Origin of the sequence: Neorhizobium tomejilense (genome assembly GCF_964254135.1) — a bacterium.
In the GTDB taxonomy this organism is placed as follows: Bacteria; Pseudomonadota; Alphaproteobacteria; order Rhizobiales; family Rhizobiaceae; genus Neorhizobium; species Neorhizobium tomejilense.
On record NZ_CAXUSO020000001.1, the window covers coordinates 3,214,110 to 3,231,994 of the forward strand.

The following is a 17,885-nucleotide window of genomic DNA, read 5'->3' on the forward strand; positions in this document are numbered from 1 at the left end:
TGTCGTGAACGCCTCTGCTCACGGCTTTGCTCCCTTGCGCTGCATCGCCTCGAGCACGGCCGCCTTCGGCCCGTCGGCAACGATGCGGCCCTTGTCGATCACCACCAGCCGGTCGCACAGTTCCAGCATGCTGAAGCGATGCGTGGCGATCAGCAGCGTCGTCTCGCGGCTGAATGCGGTCGAGAGCTTGGCGAGGAGATGGCGCTCGCTTGCAAGGTCCATGGCGCCCGACGGCTCGTCGAGGAAAACGATCTTGGGCTTGGTCAGAAGCAGGCGCGCAATCGCCAGAGCCTGTTTCTGGCCGCTTGAGAGATTGCTGCCGCGCTCCCCGACCGGCATGTCGAAACCGCGCGGATGGTTGGAAACGAACTCGTCGACGCCGGTCATGCGCGACACATGCAGCAATTCTTCGTCCGTCGCATCGGCGCGGCCGATCAGCAGGTTTTCCTTTACCGTCCCCGAGAACAGATCGGACGATTGCCCGGCCACCGCGACCGCCGAGCGGACTTCCGACATGTGATACTGGCGGATATCGACGCCGTCGATCAGCAGGCGGCCATCGGACGGCAGGAAAAGGCCGTCGAGCAGGCGACCGAGCGTCGTTTTGCCCGAGCCGATGCGGCCGATGATCCCGACCCGCTCGCCAGGAGCGACGGTCAGCGAAAGCTGATTGATGACCTTGTAGTCAGATCCCGGATACTGAAAGGAGACGTTCTGGAAGCTGAAGCCGCCCCGCTTGATCTCGCGGTTCACGAAACCCACCGTGGACGGACGGTCCTCCGGCTGCTCCATGATCTTGTCGAGGATCTTGAGCGACGTCATCGCCTGCCGGAACCGGGCAAGCGCCATGGCGATCTGGCCGAGCGGTGCCCCCGCGCGGCCAGCCAGCATCACGGTCGCGATGATCGCGCCCATTGCCAGATGGCCTTCGGAAAACTCGTAGGTGCCGGCAATCACGATCAGAACGCTGACCATCTGCTGGACAAGATTGGTGAGGTTTACGGCATTCGAGGAGACATGCTTGATTTCCTCGCTGGTGCGGCTCGAGAGCTTCATCAACTCCTGCCAGCGACGCAGCATGCCCGCTTCGGCGCGGAGGCTCTTCACCGTCTCGATGGTCGAAATCGTCTCGACCAGCAGCGCCTGGCGACGCGATGCTTCGTTGGTGGCGGCCGCCATGCGGTGGCCGATCTTGGCCTGGGCATGCAGGCCGATCAGCACGGACAGCACCAGAGCCACGGCCGGGATCACCACAAGCCAGCCTGAAAGCATGTAGATCACGATCAGGAAGATGAACACGAACGCCGTGTCGATCAGCAGGCCGACCGTGTTGGACGTGAAGAATTCGCGGACGAACTCGTACTGCGTGACGCGGTTGGCATATTCGCCAGTCGACAGCGGACGCGACGCGAGCGTCGAATTCAGCACCTTGTCGAAGATCATCTGGGAAAGACGCAGATCCGCGTTACGCCCGGCATGATCGATGAGCGCGGCGCGGGCGGTCTTCAAGAGGAAATCGAACGTGTAGGCAAGCGTGATGCCGATGGCGAGCACCCAGAGCGTCGGAAATGCCTTGTTGGGAAGCACGCGGTCATAGACGTTCATCGTAAACAGCGGCGAGCCGAGCGCAATCAGGTTGATGAACAGCGCGGCCATGATGACGCGCATATAGGTGCGCCAATAGGGAACCAGCGCCCGCAGCAACCAGTGCCGGCGCTCGATTTCTCCGGCCATGCCGACCGAGGCAGTGTCGGACGCGTTCTGATAATAGAGCGTGAAGGCAAAACCGAAGCTCGGCTTCAGCGCCACGAGTTCCTGACGCGTCAGCTTGACGGGATTTCCCGAGGCCGGAACCAGATCCGTGACGTAGTTTCCATCGACATCGGTCTCCAGCAGCGGCAGGACGCCGCCGTTCTCGAAGACGATGATGGCGGGGCAATCGAAATTGCCCTCGCGACATTCGCGTTCGCCGTGGCGGATGACTTCCAGCCCGATGCGCTGCGCCAGATGCTCGACATCGTCCAGTTCAAGAGATTCGGAAATCTCATCCGGCAATCCGGAAAACAGGACGATGTCTGACGTCGGGCGCCCGTAAAAGCTCGCAACAGACCTGAATGCAGTTTTAAATGTCCGAAACGGCGTCGTGTCTGCGTGGTCGAGCTTTACGTTGAGCATTTGGTCCTTGCCAATCCGTTACTGTCGGATCGGCGCCAGGAGATCCATGGGCATGCCAGCCTTTTGACGGGAGTCAACTTCGACATAGCCAGGATTCGTGACGCCACCCGGGACAGCAAACTCATTCCGGGCATACGCCTCAGCCTGACCGACGGGCTTCAGCTTCATCGACTGAAGCAGGCTGCCCGATGCGGCCAGAATCTTGTATTCGGCGAAAAGCGAAGCAAATCGTGCGGTTTCCGCAAGAATGCTGGTGTTGAAACGGGTGTTCTGGGCATCCAGCACGTCGAGAAGCGAACGCTGATTGACCTTGAACTGCTCGCGATACGAGGAAACGAGGCTGCCGTTCGTCGATGACTGACGCGCCAGGATCGTCGACAACTCGCCGCGGCCGCTGCGCTCGTTCCATGCGGAACGAATGGATTCCTCAACCTCGCGATGGGCCTGCGCCAAACCGTAACGCTGTTCGCTGGCGCGACGGATCTGCTCCTGCTCGCGCGCCTGGTCGATACCGCCGCGATAGAGGTTCCAGCGGGCGGTCACGCCGACCTGAACGTCGTTGGTATTGCCCTGGTTGCCATCGATGTCGTTGCCGACGCGTGCACTACCTTGAAGATCGACCTTCGGAAGATAGTTGGCGCGCGAACCGCGAACGCCGGCATCAGCCGCATCGACGTCGGCATCGGCCGCGTGAATCTGCGGGCTGTTCTTCTTGGCGATGAAGATCGTATCGTTGAGCGTCTTCGGGATGAACTTCGCGAGCGATACCGGCACCTTGACCGGACCGATCGGCTCTCCGACCGTCTTCAGGAAGCGGATCTTCGTCAGTTCCAGCTCTTCCTGGGCTTCGCGCAACCGGGCTCGTGCCGCCTCGAGGCGCTCACGGCCCTGCAGACGGTCGGCGTCGGTCAAGGCACCGCCCTGGATGCTGGCTCCGATATCGCCGAGAATCTGGCTGTGGGCAGCGACGTTCTGCTGGGCGATGCCGACGATCTTGGACTGCAGGATATACTCAAGATAATCTTGAGTGACCTGAAGAGCCAACGACTCGGACCGCTCAACAACACGGAAGGAAGCGCCATCAACGCGCGATGCCTGCTGCTCCACCTGAGAGCGACGGTTGCCGCCGTCAAACAACGTTTGAGTAATTGTCAGGCTCGCATCGGAGCCTTTGAAGTTTTCATAGTCGCGGGTCAGCGTGCCAGTACTGCTGTTAGACAGTCTACGGCGGCTTACACCTGCCTGCAAATCTATGGAGGGAAGATAAAGACCCCGCGCCTGCCGCAGCTCGAACTCAACCGCTTCACGGTTTTCTACCGCCTGCATGATTTGCGGATTGGTTTTGAGAGTCTTTGCTACCGCCTCATCGAGCGTCATCGCGTTGGCAGGTGCGCTAAACACGACCCCCAAGGCTACAGTCGCCAGCAGCGTCGCTAAAATTCTTGTGCTCTTAAACAATCGGAAGCCCCTCGCCGATTAAAACCCCATGTCGGCATTCATATACTGCGGCGATTTCGTTGGGAAGTATTATCATTTCTAAATCAGCGGCCCAAGCCTGCTTCCGATATTCATCATTCTAGGGTTAATTACCAAATGGAAACCATCCATCCATTTGTTTTTTAACAAAAAATTTAGAAAGCCAACTGGTTGGACGCAAAAGTAGATAATTCCGCCCGTTTCCACAGGCGTATACATTTACCTCTTGTGTAGCCGCCGGGACACATGGAGAACCACTCTTCCCGGTGCGAGGATACACGCGCCCCACGCCTGCCAATTGTATAAATCTAGAACAGTAGCTTGCCGTTCAAATTGTTTAGCAAGACATTACTTAAACAAGAAAAGGCGCTTGCGCGCCTTTTCTCTGGTTTCTGACCTGCAGCACGCTTCGCTTTATACGTGCGAGATGTTGGCCGAGTGCTTGTCGTCGTCGAAGAGGATCTTGACGGCTTCTGTGTGATTCTGAAGCACGGCGACATCCTTCCAGCTGTCGGTCGCGACCTGGACGCTGACGGTCGTGTCGTTGCCGGCAATCGTGGTGCGAACATTCGCGGCAGCCTCTTCACCGGTAGCCTGATGACCAAGCAGGGTGTCGAGAAGCTTCGAAACATCGACCGCATCGCCTTCGTTCGACTTGTAGTCGGTGATGATGTCGGCCATGTCCAGTTCGTGCAGGGCCGAAGGATCGAGCACGAACGTATCCGCGCCGGCACCGCCGGTCATCTGCGTCAGGCCCGGCATGGCGGCGAGGATATCGTCACCATCCGTTCCGACCAGCACGTGGTCGGGCGCATCGCTGAACAGAGTGTCGAACCCGACCTCGACGAAGGAGCCGGTCGAACCGTCTGCGTAGGTGAACGAACCTTCTGCGAACAGAGCCTGGCCGTCGAGATAACCTTCCGCGCTCTCGGCATCGAGCGAGATGCCGGTGATGCCGTAGTCGTTCAGGCCCTTCAGCTCGCCCTCGTCGCTGACACCATTACCGTTGGCATCCTGCCAGACCAGCAGCTTATCGAAGCCGGTATCGGAGGCATCGATCTTGCCGTCATGGTTGACGTCAAGCGTCGAAAGCGCCGCCACGCCACCGGCATGGGTGCCACCGGCAAAGTTCGGGGTGAAGATTTCCGAACCGTTGTCGATCTTGCCATTGCCGTCGACATCGAAGGCAAGGATGCCATCGGTCTTGGTCCAGGCCACCTGATCCTTGTGGCCATCAGCATCGATGTCGAACTTCACGCCGTCTTCGAGGGATGTGAAGGCGAAGCCGTTGCGGTCGAGATCGAGGATGATGGGGTCGACGGCAGCAGCCGAGATAAGCGCCGACAAGCTAGCCAGATTAACGTCAACGAGATCAATCAGGATGTCGTTGTTAACGTTCTGGCTGTTTCCAACCTGCTGATAGACAAAGGTATGGGCAACTCCACTGATCGTTGCTGTGAAGGCTACAGTGGCACCGGCGCTGCCCAGATCATTGGCTCGCAAATACTGCACCACGGCAGCAACGTTAGACATGGAGGCTAGCGTCAGAGGCGAACTCGAACTGTAGGTGCCGCTATCATCGAAAGTAATAATGCCATTTGAAATGGCATGCGACTTCACGGTCGCACCGTTAATCGTAAGGGAAGAATTGTTCCCGTCGACCCCCGAAGTATTGCCAACAGCAAAGGGCGCTATTGTAAACTCAAGCTTGTCATGATCGGCCACGTTGAAATCAGTAACCACATCGTAACCCGATATGGAACCGCCGTTGCCGCTACCGCCAATACTAACTGCGGACGCGCCGCTTGCGAACTTGAAAGTATCCGCCCCTGTGTTGCCCGTCAGCGTGTCTGCACCTGCGCCGCCCATGAGCGTGTCATTGCCGGCGCCACCGATCAGCGTGTTGGTCCCCGAAGCACCCGTTAGCGTATCATTCCCGTTGCCACCTGTAACATTCTCCACATCGACGATGTCGTTGAAACCTGTCGCCGTACCGGCCGCAAGATCAACGGTGATATTCTCGGTCGAGGCTGTACCGCTGTAGCTTAGCGTATCTCCAGCACTGCCTTCGTCCCACATATAGAGTGCGATGTTCTCGACATCCTGAACCGTTCCACCGGCGAACTGAGTGATAACACCGTTCGAAACGACAACATTGAGGATATCGCTGTTCCCAGTTCCGTCGACGTAAAGTGTATCGTCGCCAGAGCCGCCATACACACGGTCCGCACCGTCGCCGCTCCCATAGTAAATTGTATCATTGCCGGTGCCGCCGAGGATTGTGTCGCTTCCGGTTCCGCCGATGAGTTGATCGTTGCCGGCCCCACCATCGAGCCAATCGTTGTCACCGTCGCCGTAGATGGTGTCGTTGCCCTCGTTGCCATTCAGGTAGTCGTCACCCGAACCACCGGAGATGGTGTCGTTACCGTTGGTGTCGTTAACGCCACCATAGATGACGTCCACACCGTTGCCGCCGGACAAATTATCACTGCGGCCACGACCATGGATGAAATCACTACCGTCGCCACCATTGATATTATCGTTAGTGGTGTTGCCGCCAATGAGGTGGTTTGCATTGCCATTGGCTGTCGGGGATACCGCCGTAGACCCCGCCACCCAAACCTTGATCGTCTGCGAAGCGGTATTCACGCCGTCCGACCCATTGACGACAATGTCATATACACCGGTCGGCACGTCGTTCTGGAAGGTCAGCGTGTGGCTCGAACTGTCGAACGCCCACTTCACCGAAGGCAGATTTACCGACCAGGTCAACGCTGCGTTCTCCGGGTCCGTGAACAGTCCCGCAGGCAGCGTGATCACCTGGTTGCCGTAAGTGGCGTCGGCTCCGGTGAATGAATACCCGCGACCTACAGCATATGGCTCATTCCCGACGGCAGGGGCTTCGTTGACATTGGTCACGGAGACCTGCACGGCCTTAGTCGTGTCGGCGATGCCATCGGTAGCGTGGACGATGATATCGTATTTGTTGTTGGCTCCGTTATCTGCCGGAATGTCAAAGTCCGGCGCGTTTTTGAACGTCACGGCACCAGTCGAGGAGACGTTGAACAATGCCGCGTCGGTGCCGGTCAGCGAGTAGACCAGCGCCGTATCGTGATCGACGTCAGTGGCGACGATCTGGTAGGCAGCGCTGCTATTTTCCACAAGGCTGATGGTCGCGCTAGATGTGATCACGGGTGCGTCGTTTACTCCGTTGATCGTGATCGTCGCCGTTGCCGTTGCCGTGCCGCCGTGACCATCGTCGATGGTGTAGGAGAAGGTGTCTGTCACGGTTTCGCCGGCACCCAACGCCTGCAGCGTGGCAGACGAGGAAGCGTTGTAGCTGATCGTGCCGTCGCCGTTCAAAGTAACGACAGCACCGGCGGCACTGTTGGTCACCGAAATCACCGTCAGTGCGTCGCCGTCGGCATCGGTATCGTTGGCGGTCAGCAGTGTAGCCGCGAATGTCTTGGTAACGTCCTCGGATATGCCGCCATTGGTGATGGCGCCGCCGACTTCCACGACGTAGCCGACATAGTCTCCAAACTGGCCGTTCGGCGCCGTGGTGTTGGTGCCGTCATTCCAGAGGCCGCCGGCGACGAAGATCATCTGAGCGTGGTCTTCTCCCGCCCCCCAGTTGTTAGGCTCACCAGTGTTCCAGTTTTCATAACCGGCGGGTGTGCCACCGCTCGCGCCGGTCCAGAACGTTGTCTCGCTTTCAGGACCGGTTACCCATTTCCAGGTGCCTTCGGTAGCGCTGTCGGAACCGCCGATCCAAGCATTCTGGGCAACGTACCAATTCGTCCCCAGCGTGCCTGCGCTCTGGATGAAGTTCTGCTCGCTCTGCGACGTGATGGTCGCGAGATAGCCGCCATCAGCCGCTGCAGCAGCCGCTGCCTGGGTCCAAGAATAGTTTCCGGCAACCACCTTGTAGTAATGGCCGTTCTCGGCGTTGAGCGACCAGCCCGTGCCGCTTGGAGCCGGGGTCGCGCCACCACCGAACGACAGCGTATCGTTTACGGCAACCGGCGCATGGTTGTTGGTGATTACGGCTGCGGTTGCACCGCTGGTGACCGTCTCGCTGAAGTTCTGACCGTCAACATAGGTGGTCCGGACTGATATCTGGTGCCCGACATCGTCGGCCGTAAGGGTGTAATCCGCCGTGGTTACGCCAGTGTCGTTGCCGTCACGCAGCCAGGTGTGGACGACGTTGGTCGCCGTGCCGTCAGGGTCGGAACCCAGCGTGGCTCGCAGAACATCGCCGACGGTCGGATCTGTTGCCGTCTGGGTGAGATCGGTGACCGAAATCGTAGCTTGGCCATCGTTGACCGGCGTGATGCTGACGCCGATCGAACCCGTCGACACCTTGGTATCCGTGTGGACCGCAAGGTCGGACAGCGTGGCGCTGTCGAGGACGGTTGCCGAAACGCTGAGATTGAAGTTCCCGGCATAATTGGCCGGAGGCGTCATCGTCAGGCCGGTGGTGTTGACTCCGGCGGTATTGGTGATGACCCAGACACCGCCTTCCAGCGCGCCCTGGTTGAAAGTCGCACCCAGCGGGAAGCCCGACAGTTCGACCCGCGTCACCTTTTCCGAGCCGTCGGTGTCACCAAGGGCAATGTTGAGGCTCAGAGCGGCCGTAGCGTCCTCGTTGCCCAGGCCGGAACCGGAAATCGTAGCGGTGTCGGCGATCGGACGGACGTCGATGGTAACCGTGCCCGTGCTGGTCAGGTTTCCATCGGAAACGCTGTATTGCAGGACCGCATATCCGCTCTCGTTGGCCAGCGGCTTGTAGTACAGGGTGCCATTCTGCTCAAACGAGATGGATCCGCCCAGCTGGCCTCCAACGGTAATGCCATTAGCGGCAAGGGGATTGCCCTCGATGTCGCTATCATTGGCGAAGAGCTTCAGCCCCGAGATGGCGGTATCTTCGTTTGTAAAGAAGTAGTCATCGACTGCCACCGGCGCATCGTTGACCGGCGTCACGGCGAAGTTGAAGGTGCTGGTGCCGGGTGCCGAGTTGTCCTCGTTGCCGTCTTCGACCTTGACCGAGAAGGATGCGGTCGGGCCTTCCGAACCGTCGTGGGTGTAGCTGATCAGTCCGGCCTCGAGTTCGGCCGCGGTGAACGAGGTTGCCGGGGCTCCGCCATTGGTGATGAACCCGTGTGTCACGTCTGAGACGTGGAAGACCACGCCGCCATCGACATCGTCCGGATCGGTATAGCCGAGTTCGGTGAGACTGAGGACTTGGCTGCCGCCCTCGGCGACCGTCGCCGTCAACGTACCGGCCAATACCGGCGCGTCGTTGATGGCGATCATATGAATGGTCGCAACCTGCGGCGCGCTATCGGAAACCCCATCATTGACCACGACGGTCAGGGTGCGGTCCACCGAGGTATCCGGGTTGTCGCTGTTGTCCTGGTAGACGATGTTCTTGAGGATCGTCTGATAGGTGGCGATCGATGCCAAACCGGTGATCGACAGCACGCCAGTGGTTGAGTTGTAACCCACGTTCAAGCCCGCGGCGGCAGCGGTTGCCGTCGCGTTGAGGAAGAGCGTCTCGCTTGCTCCATCAAGGTTGTGGGCAAGCGTGACCGTCATCGACTGCAGCGTCGAAGAGTCGACGTCCGCAAGGCTTGCCTGCCAGGCGAACTGCTGCGGCGTCTGTTCCGTGGCATTGGTCGCCGTATCGTTTCCGGCAGCAGCGCCGTTCAGGTCGACAACCGTTGCGTCGCCGGTGCCGGTGATGGCGATCGTCAGCGAGGCCGTCGAAGTCAGGCCGTGAGCGTCCTTCATGCCGTAGGTGAAGACTTCGCTGACGCTGGCGTTCTGGGCAAGGGCCTGGGTGTCGGCGTCATTGTTGTCCAGCGCATAGGCATAGGTGCCGTCCGCATGGATGGTAAGCATGCCGTAGGTGCCAGCAACCAGGACGTCGCCATTGTTGCCGGGAACGGCCGTCGCCGCGCCCGCACCGAACCGGATCGAAGTAACCGTTTTGGTGTCGAAGATATCGGCGTCGTTGTCGTTGGTCAGCACATTGCCGGTTGCCGAGGCGTCGCCGGCCGTGCCGTTGGCGATGCCGCCGGCCTCGATTACGGTGTCGCTGTCAGCGGCGGCAATCGGCGCATCGTTGATGAGATCGAAAGCAGGGATGGTGCCGCCGAGACCGCCGTTCTCACCCATGAAGGTGAACCGCTCGATATTCTTTGCCGTCGCCACGACGTTGCCGCCAAGGCTGAAGGTAAAGGTACCATCGAATGCGCGGGTGATGGTGTAATCGGCCCACTTGCCGGCCAGTTTCACTGTATCGGTGTCGCCGCCCGTGGTGTCGTCGACGTCGTTGATCTCAACCTTGGTGCCGACCAGGCCGGTCAGGTCGATGGTGTCGTTGCGGATACCACCGTTGATCGCCACCGTCGTCGGCGCGATTGCCGTGCCGCTCAGGTCGCCGACAGAGATGCTGTCGCCGGCGCTTCCCAGAGTGACTTCGATACGCTCGATCTCATCGGCGCGGACAGTTGCACCGTTGGCACCGGTATAGCTGACCAGGATGTCGGTGGCATTGACGCCCGCGACGATATCGGTACCGCTGGTGGCCTTGGCGATGTTGAAGCTGCGCTGAACCGCGTCACCGGCGATCTTGAGTATGTCGTAGTCCGGGTTGGCTGATCCGGTTTCCGAGCCGCCATTGATGATGTCGGCGCCGGCGCCGACCTTGTAGAGGACCGTATCGTTACCTTCGCCGCCGAGGATCGTGTCTGCGCCGGCCGAGCCGGTGATGGTGTCGTTGCCGGCACCACCATCCAGGGTGAGGGCGACCGGCGGCAGCGCAACGGTGTTGAGGCTGCTGGCATTGATGGCGTCATTGCCGCCCTTGCCTTCGATGGTCAGTTCGGACGTGCTGATCCCGGCAATGGAGGGTATGCCGTTGCCGAAAACCTGCAGGAGATTGGAGTTGCCTGAGATCGTGATCGTCTCGCCTGCATCCTGGCCACGTACCGTGATCTTGTCGGCACCCTCGGCCTGATAGAGCACCACCGATTCGATGTTGGTGGCGTTGACATCGACAATGCCATCACCGTCGACATCCAGGGTGAAGCCGGTCGAGGTGACAGTAAGAATTGCCGATTCCGCAGTAGCGTTTCCGGAAGTGAGGAGAGCGTCAGGATCCGCGCCGCCATCGATGGTGTCCACGCCTTCGCCGATGGCATAGTTGAAGGTGTCGCCACCGGTCCCGCCGTTGATCGTGTCGTTGCCGCCGAGGCCGAAGATCAGGTCGTTGCCCATACCGCCATTGATGACATCGGCAGAATTCGAGCCGCCGATGATGTCGTTGCCGGCACCGCCTTCGATGGTGATCGGCCCGCCATCCGCGGTGGAACCTGCAGCCAATAGAATGACGTCGTTGCCATCGGTGCCGACGATCTTTTCGATGCCGGAAAGATAATCCGGAGCCGTGCGGTAATCGGCCACAAAGCCCGATTTGCCGTTCCGATCGAGGATGATCGTGTCGTATCCTGCGCCACCGACGACCTTGTCGGCCGTGCCGGCAAGACCGGCGATACTGACTGCCATGAGGCTGCCGTCGGCGCGCTGAATGTTGCGGGTACCGGAACCGGTCACATCCGCGCCGAGGACGAAGGTGTCATTGCCGGCGCCGCCATCGAGAATATCGGCTCCGAGACCGCCGTCCAGATGGTCACTGCCACCATTGCCGGTGAGCTTGTTGGCTTCGTCGCCACCGATCAACACATCGTTGCCGGCACCACCCAGGGCATCGACGATGCCCGAGACGCTGTCGATACCGATGACCTTGTCGATCACGGTAGCACCGTCGGTGGCGGTGTCGGCAGCCACCGTCTGGCCGCCGATCATGTGGGCGGCATCGTCAAGGTTGACGAAGACGCTGGTGGAGAGGTTGGAATAGTTGATCGAGCCGATCGTTCCGGCGGCATCGACGCGAACAGTGACCGTCGAGGTGGCGGCGTCGCCGTCCGCGTCGGTTGCGGTGAAGCTGAGCGCCAGGTCGAGATACTGGCTCGTCGCATTCGGAGCCGTATGATCGAGCGGCTGAAGCAGCGAGAAGCTGTAGGCGCCGGTGGCCACATTGAGCGATGCCGTAAAGACGATATCGCCTGGCGCCGGCGGGTTGGCAGAGCCGACGAACCCGGTCAGCACGCCATTGATGACGTCGATCGTCACCGGTCGGCCGCTCGAGCTGAGCCCCGCCACTGGAGCACCGTTTTGATCCGTTGTCGCGACATTTCCTGTGAAGGAAAGCGTGCGCGCGCTGCCGGCATCCGCGCCCCAGGCAAGGCCCGTCAGGGCGGCGGTGATGGTTTCCGTGCCGCCTTCCTCAACCGTTCCGGAAGCATTGGGGCCGGCCGTCGGCACGCTATCGGTGACCGTCACGATCAGCTGGCCGTTGAGCGCCACGCGGTCCTCGTCGCCGTCGGTTACCGTGACCGCGGAGGAAAGGTCGAGCGCCAGCGCGCTATTGTTGCCGATGACGACGATCGGCTGGTGATGACCATTGTTGACGGTCGTACTCTGTGATGAGCCGTCACCGTCAAGTTCGAATTTCGTGCTGTTGGCAACATTGCCGACATTCACATACCAGGTGGTGTGGGCCGGGATTTCGAGTGAATAATCCGTGCCGCCGGATTTGTTATTCAGTATCCATGTGACAGCGCTATTCCCGCCATTGGTGACGCGGATGATGACGTCTTCGTCCGGCATGCGCCCCAGGAAGGCAAGATGGTTGCCACCGACATCGGGCACTGCGGCGTGACTGCCGACAACGCCGAGAGCGGCAGCCGGGATCGATGCGCCATCGATGACCACCGTCTGGGTGTGGTCGAGAGGGCCGGTCTGCGCGAAGGCGTAATGGCCGGTGGCCGGATCAACGGTGAAGGTGAAGATCGTCACCGCGCCGGCTTTCGCCACAAGCGCGTTGCCGACCACAGAGTAGGTAAGGGCGACACCGCCGGAAGTCAGGGAAGTCAGACTGGAGGACAGACCGGTGGTTTCAACCGAGTAGCGACCGATGCCATCGGCGCCCGGCGATACCAGGGCGGAAAGCTCGCCTGCAATCGAACCGCCTGCGGCGCTTTCGGTGATAGCGCCGGTACCGATTACACCGGAGGAGATCGGCGTGTCGTCGTCGGCATTGATCGTCAACGTGCCATCGACACGATCGCCGTCGCCGTCGGTCACCGTGTAGGTCAGGTTGAACGCCACGTCGTTTTCGTTGTTTCCGGCCGGGTGGCCGATCGCCGCATTCTGGGTAACCGAATAAGCCCCGGTCGCCGTGTCGAGCGTGATCGTCATGACAGTGGTCGCACCCTGCTTGACCAGCAGGGCATCGCCGTCACGCACATAGATGAAACCGGTGGGCGCGCCCGTCGTCTTCCAGGCGATCGACCCTCCGTCGGCGCCGAAATCGTGAGAAAGTTCGCCGGTGATGTTTGCCCGGGCGTGGTCTCCCGTGCCGCCGTTATTTCCCTGGGCACCGACGACATCGTCGTCGTCCACCCATACGGCACTGTTTCCGCCAACACTCGGCCCGTCGTCCTCGAAGGCGATCTTGTCGCCGATCGAAACCGACTTGGTGACCACGTCGCCATCATAGTCGGTAGCGGTCAGAACGGCCGAAATCTTCCCGGAGAGATTGATGCCTTCGTCCGAGGAGGCATTGCTCGGATGCTTCAGCGACAGATATTCCGCCACGCTGACGCGGCCGTCGCCGTCGATGGCGATCGCGAAGGCCGCCAACCCGTTGGCACCGCCGACGCGGCCGACCACGACTTCTCCCTCCAGGTACAGATAGATGTGAGCGCCGCCGGTGGTCATCAGGCCGGAATCGATGCCGTTTCCACCGTCGATCCGTAAGGTCAGTGCAGTGGAGACGTTGTCGTCCGCACCATTCTCGACCGAGATATCGATTACGTCGTCGCGGGCATAGATCGGCCCGCCGAGATCGGCGTCCACGCCGCGGTTGCCAACGCCGGCGAACAGGCTGCCAATGCTGCCCGCGCCGCTGTCGTCGTTCTGGAAGCCGGACGTTTCGTCGATCGTGGTCGAAAGTCCGGTAGTGGTGATCGACGGAACCGGAATATCGTCGGTGATGGTGATCGAGAACTTGCCGCCGAGGCCGATTTGGTCGCCGTCGCCGTCGGTCGCCTGGATCACCGCGCCGAAGTCGATGGCGGCGATCGAACCCGATCCGCTCTTGAGGGCAGTGTTTTCGCCATTGCCCGTGACGTGGTCGAGCTGGTCGTACTGCTGATAGGTAAATGCGCCGGTCGCGTGATCGAGGGTCAGGGAGAAGACCGGTCGGTCGGTGAACAAATCGAAGCCCGCCCCGCCGGCGACATTCACATAGGCCACCAGGGCATCGCCGATCATCGCATAGGAGAGCGTGCCGCCCTTCGAGGTCAGGGCCAGCGCCTGCATCTTGGCCGCTGCATCGGCGACAAAACCGAAGCCGCCGCCGGCTGCCGCGCCGTCAGCACCGAAGGCAACGACCGAGGCGATCGAACCGGACACGGTCGCCGCATCGCCTAGTCCGAGCAACGAAGGTGACGAGGTGGAACCGTCGGCGGCGCCGTCGTTCGGATGATTGCCGGACGACAGCAGGTTGGAGATGTCGTCCTCGTCGGCCGTGACCGATACCTTCGCGCCGGATGCCAGCGGCCCGTCGTCGGCAAAGCGGATATGGCTGCCGATCGAGACCGTGTCCCGCACGACGTCGCCGTCATAATCGGTGGCGGTGACGACCGCCGAGATCTTGTCGCCGAGATTGACAGTCTCGTTGGAGGTCGCCGTGTTGCCCTGGTGCAGTGATACATATTGCGCGACGCTGACGCGACCGGACTGGTCGATAGCGACCGCAAACGCCGCGGTGTCCGGGGTCCCGTTGCCGTCGGAGTCGAAGCGGCCCACGATCAACCCGCCCTCTTCGAACAGGAAGATCGCTTTGCCACCGGTCGTCGCCAGGCCGGAATCAAGCCCGGCGCTGGCAATTTCCAGGGAAAGAACCGTGGTGGTCGTCTCGTCGGCGCCTGGCTTCGAGGAGGACGTCGAGACCAGAGCGTCGCCGTTACGTGCAAAAATCGCCGCATTGCCCATGTCGGCGTCGTGGCCAACATTGGCAACCGCCGCAAACAGCGATCTTACCGCTTGGTTGCCGGTATCGTTTGATTGATTTTGATTATTGACCGTCTCATCGATCGTGGTTGAACGCCCGGTAGTGGTGATCGACGGAACCGGCACGTCGTCGGTGATGGTGATCGAGAACTTGCCGCCGAGGCCGATTTGGTCGCCGTCGCCGTCGGTCGCCTGGATCACCGCGCCGAAGTCGATGGCGGCGATCGAACCCGATCCGCTCTTGAGGGCGGTATTCTCGCCATTGCCGGCGACGTGGTCGAGCTGGTCGTACTGCTGGTAGGTAAATGCGCCGGTGGCCTGATCGAGGGTCAGGGAGAAGACCGGCCGGTCGCCCCAACCGATGCCGGCGCCGCCGGCGACATTCACATAGGCCACCAGGGTATCGCCGATCATCGCATAGGAGAGCGTGCCGCCCTTCGAGGTCAGGGCCAGCGCCTGCATCTTGGCCGCTGCATCGGCGACAAAACCGAAACCGCCGCCGGCTGCCGCGCCGTCAGCGCCGAAGGCAACGACCGAGGCGATCGAGCCGGACACAGTCGCCGCATCGCCCCATCCGATCCGCGAGAAGTCCGAGGTGGAACCGTCGTCGGCTCCGTCGTTTGGATGGGTGCCCGACGAAAGCCAGTTGGAGATGTCGTCCTCGTCGGCCGTGGCCTCGACAGCGTTGCCGGTGGCGACCGGAACGTCGTCCTTGACATCGACCGTGAAGGTGCTCTCGGCGACGTCACCGTCGCCGTCACGCACGGTGTAGGTGAATTCGAAGGTCAGAATGTCGGTCTCGCTGCCGGTTTCGCCATGGCCGGGATGGTCGAGAACGCCCTGGAGATCGAAGGTGTAGCCGCCGGCGCCGGTGTCGGAGAGGGTCACGGTGAAGACCGATCCGCCCTCCTGGTCGGCCGCCGTCAGAACAGTGCCATCCGGCGACAGTGTGTAGACGAGCGGCTGGCCACCTGAAGTCAGGTTCCCAAGTGCGATCTCGGTCTCGCCACTCCATACCTGCATGAATGCCGAAACGGCAGCCGTCGAAAGTGCCGGGCTACCGACCTTCAGCGCAGGCATGTCATCGCCGTCTTCGGGCGGCAGGTCAGAGACCTCGCCCGGGGTGAAGACCACGGACCGGTCTCCGGCGTCCTGGGTGCCGTCGTAGCCGCCGTCCTCGCTCGTATTGCCGTCATCCGCTCCCCAGGAAATGCCAAGCGAACCTTGGGCGGTATTGCTGCCACCTTCGTCGACCTTGCCTTCGCCGCCTTCGCCGGCCGCGCCGATCACCGGTGCGTCGTCAGCGATGGTGATCAAAGCCGTGCCGGACGCTGCGGCATCACCGTCGGCATCGACACCCTGGAACTGGAACGAGATCGTCAACGCATCCGAGTCCGAGCTGTGATCCAGTTCCTGGAAGATCTCGACCGTGTAAGACCCATTTGCAGAGGTCGGATCCAGCGAGATCTCGAATACCTTCGCTGCCGGTTCCGAGCCGTCGACATAAGCCGTCAGCGTCTGGCCACCATTCCCAAGGTCGGTGATCACGTAATAAAGCTCGCTGCCACCCGAGGTCAGAGCCCCGCCAGTGACGGAGAGACCGACATCTGTGGCATCTGTGTAGACGCCCCCGGCATTGGCAGGAACCGCGCCTGCAGCGTTTGCAAAACCGACCGAACGACCGAAGGTGTCGCCTTCGCCATTGCGTGTATCGGCATCCGCACCCCAGGAAATGCCGAGCGAGATGTCACCGGTTTTTTTGGCAGCGTCACTGCCATCCGTGGCAGGATAAGTCGAAACATCGTCTTCGTTCAGCGAGGCGTTGCCCGCCTCGCTCTGTACCGGGCCGTCATCACCGATCTCGATCGAGAACGAACCGGTATCGGAATCGCCATCCTTGTCTGTGACCGTGAACGTAAAGTTCAGTCGCAGGGCGTCATCGGCACCGATCTCACCGAGATCCGGATGGTCGAGAGGCTGCGACTGCGTGTAGGTGAAGGCGCCGGTGGTCGGGTTGGTGACCGTCAGCGTGAAGACGGTGACCGTGGTCTCGCCGACGATGATCGTGCCGGTGACCGTCAGGCCGTCAGCCGAGGTCGATACCGTGACCGCCTGACCGCCGGACGTGAGCGGCGCGGCAACACCGCTGCCGGTCCCTTCCGCCATGTCGAAAGTGCTCTGGTAATTCACCGAGGAGACAACGCCAAAATCGTCACCGCCGTCGAAACCGAGCGTGCCCGTGATCGTCTCGTTGCCGATAACGTCATCGGCCAGAACCGATTCGGCGAAGATGAACGGCGAACCCATGTCGAAGGCGTCCGGCTGATCGTCCGCCGCCGTCCGGTCGTCAAGCCCTCCGCCATCGCCAAATTCCGTATCGCCGAGCAGCGAGGCCAGCTGAATGGGGCCGTTCTGGCTCCCCTGGATCGAGTCGTCGAATTCAGCGCCGGAACTGTCCGGGCGTCCGCTGGCGCTAAAGGATCCGTCCGGGCCGGCTGCGACGTTGATGCCGCTGTCTTCCAGGGCGGCGAAGAGCACCTGCTGGGGTACCTCCACCTCGCCGATCAGCATCGTCGGGATCTTGGTCGCGCCGTTGACGATGACGATCTCGGTTCCGTCCGCCTGCACCAGGATCAGGTTTGCGCCGTCGACCCGGATATCGTCGATCGATACACTCGTCGCCAGGTGAACGATGTTGTTGACGTCCGGGGTCACTTCCGCGGCCGGGGCTGCTGGAGCAGCGGCCGGCACGTTCGGATCCGTCGGGACGCGGCCCGTCGTCGGGGTGCGACCATCACCGGCCTGCGCCACCTGGATCTCATGCTCGATCGGAGAAGGCGTAGAAGAGGCTGCGATCTCTTCCTGGATTTCCGACGAGAAATTCTCAGTCAGATTTTCTTCCGAGATGTTCGACAGGCGCGGATCTTCAACGGACATGACTCTAACCCCCAATAAAAACTGTGCCGCAATCAACTCCGCCCCCAAATATAAAGCAAGACTTCCTTAACCTTCGCGATATAGCCGGTTATGTGTCGGGAACGGATTTATTGACAGAAGGTTAACTGGGGCGGCGGAAGACGTATTAAAGC

General features: G+C 60.9%; 3 protein-coding genes. All 3 read right to left on the bottom strand.

Translation table 11 applies throughout. The features are described from left to right. Window positions 1-18 precede the first annotated feature (18 nt). The 3 genes from ACSQ3G_RS16235 to ACSQ3G_RS16245 all read right to left on the bottom strand — a co-directional run bounded on the left by ACSQ3G_RS16235 (window position 19) and on the right by ACSQ3G_RS16245 (window position 17,733). Window positions 19-2,175 (bottom strand): type I secretion system permease/ATPase, encoded by a 2,157-nt coding sequence (locus tag ACSQ3G_RS16235; protein WP_436110757.1) that lies wholly within the window; start codon window positions 2,173-2,175, stop codon window positions 19-21. 18 nt (window positions 2,176-2,193) lie between these two features. Then, a complete protein-coding gene (locus ACSQ3G_RS16240) occupies window positions 2,194-3,633 on the bottom strand; it encodes a TolC family outer membrane protein (RefSeq protein WP_436110758.1) in 1,440 nt (479 codons plus the stop codon). A gap of 432 nt (window positions 3,634-4,065) precedes the next feature. Beyond that, window positions 4,066-17,733, bottom strand: a complete 13,668-nt coding sequence (locus ACSQ3G_RS16245) for a beta strand repeat-containing protein (protein ID WP_436110759.1) — start codon at window positions 17,731-17,733, stop codon at window positions 4,066-4,068. Between the last annotated feature and the right edge of the window lie 152 nt (window positions 17,734-17,885).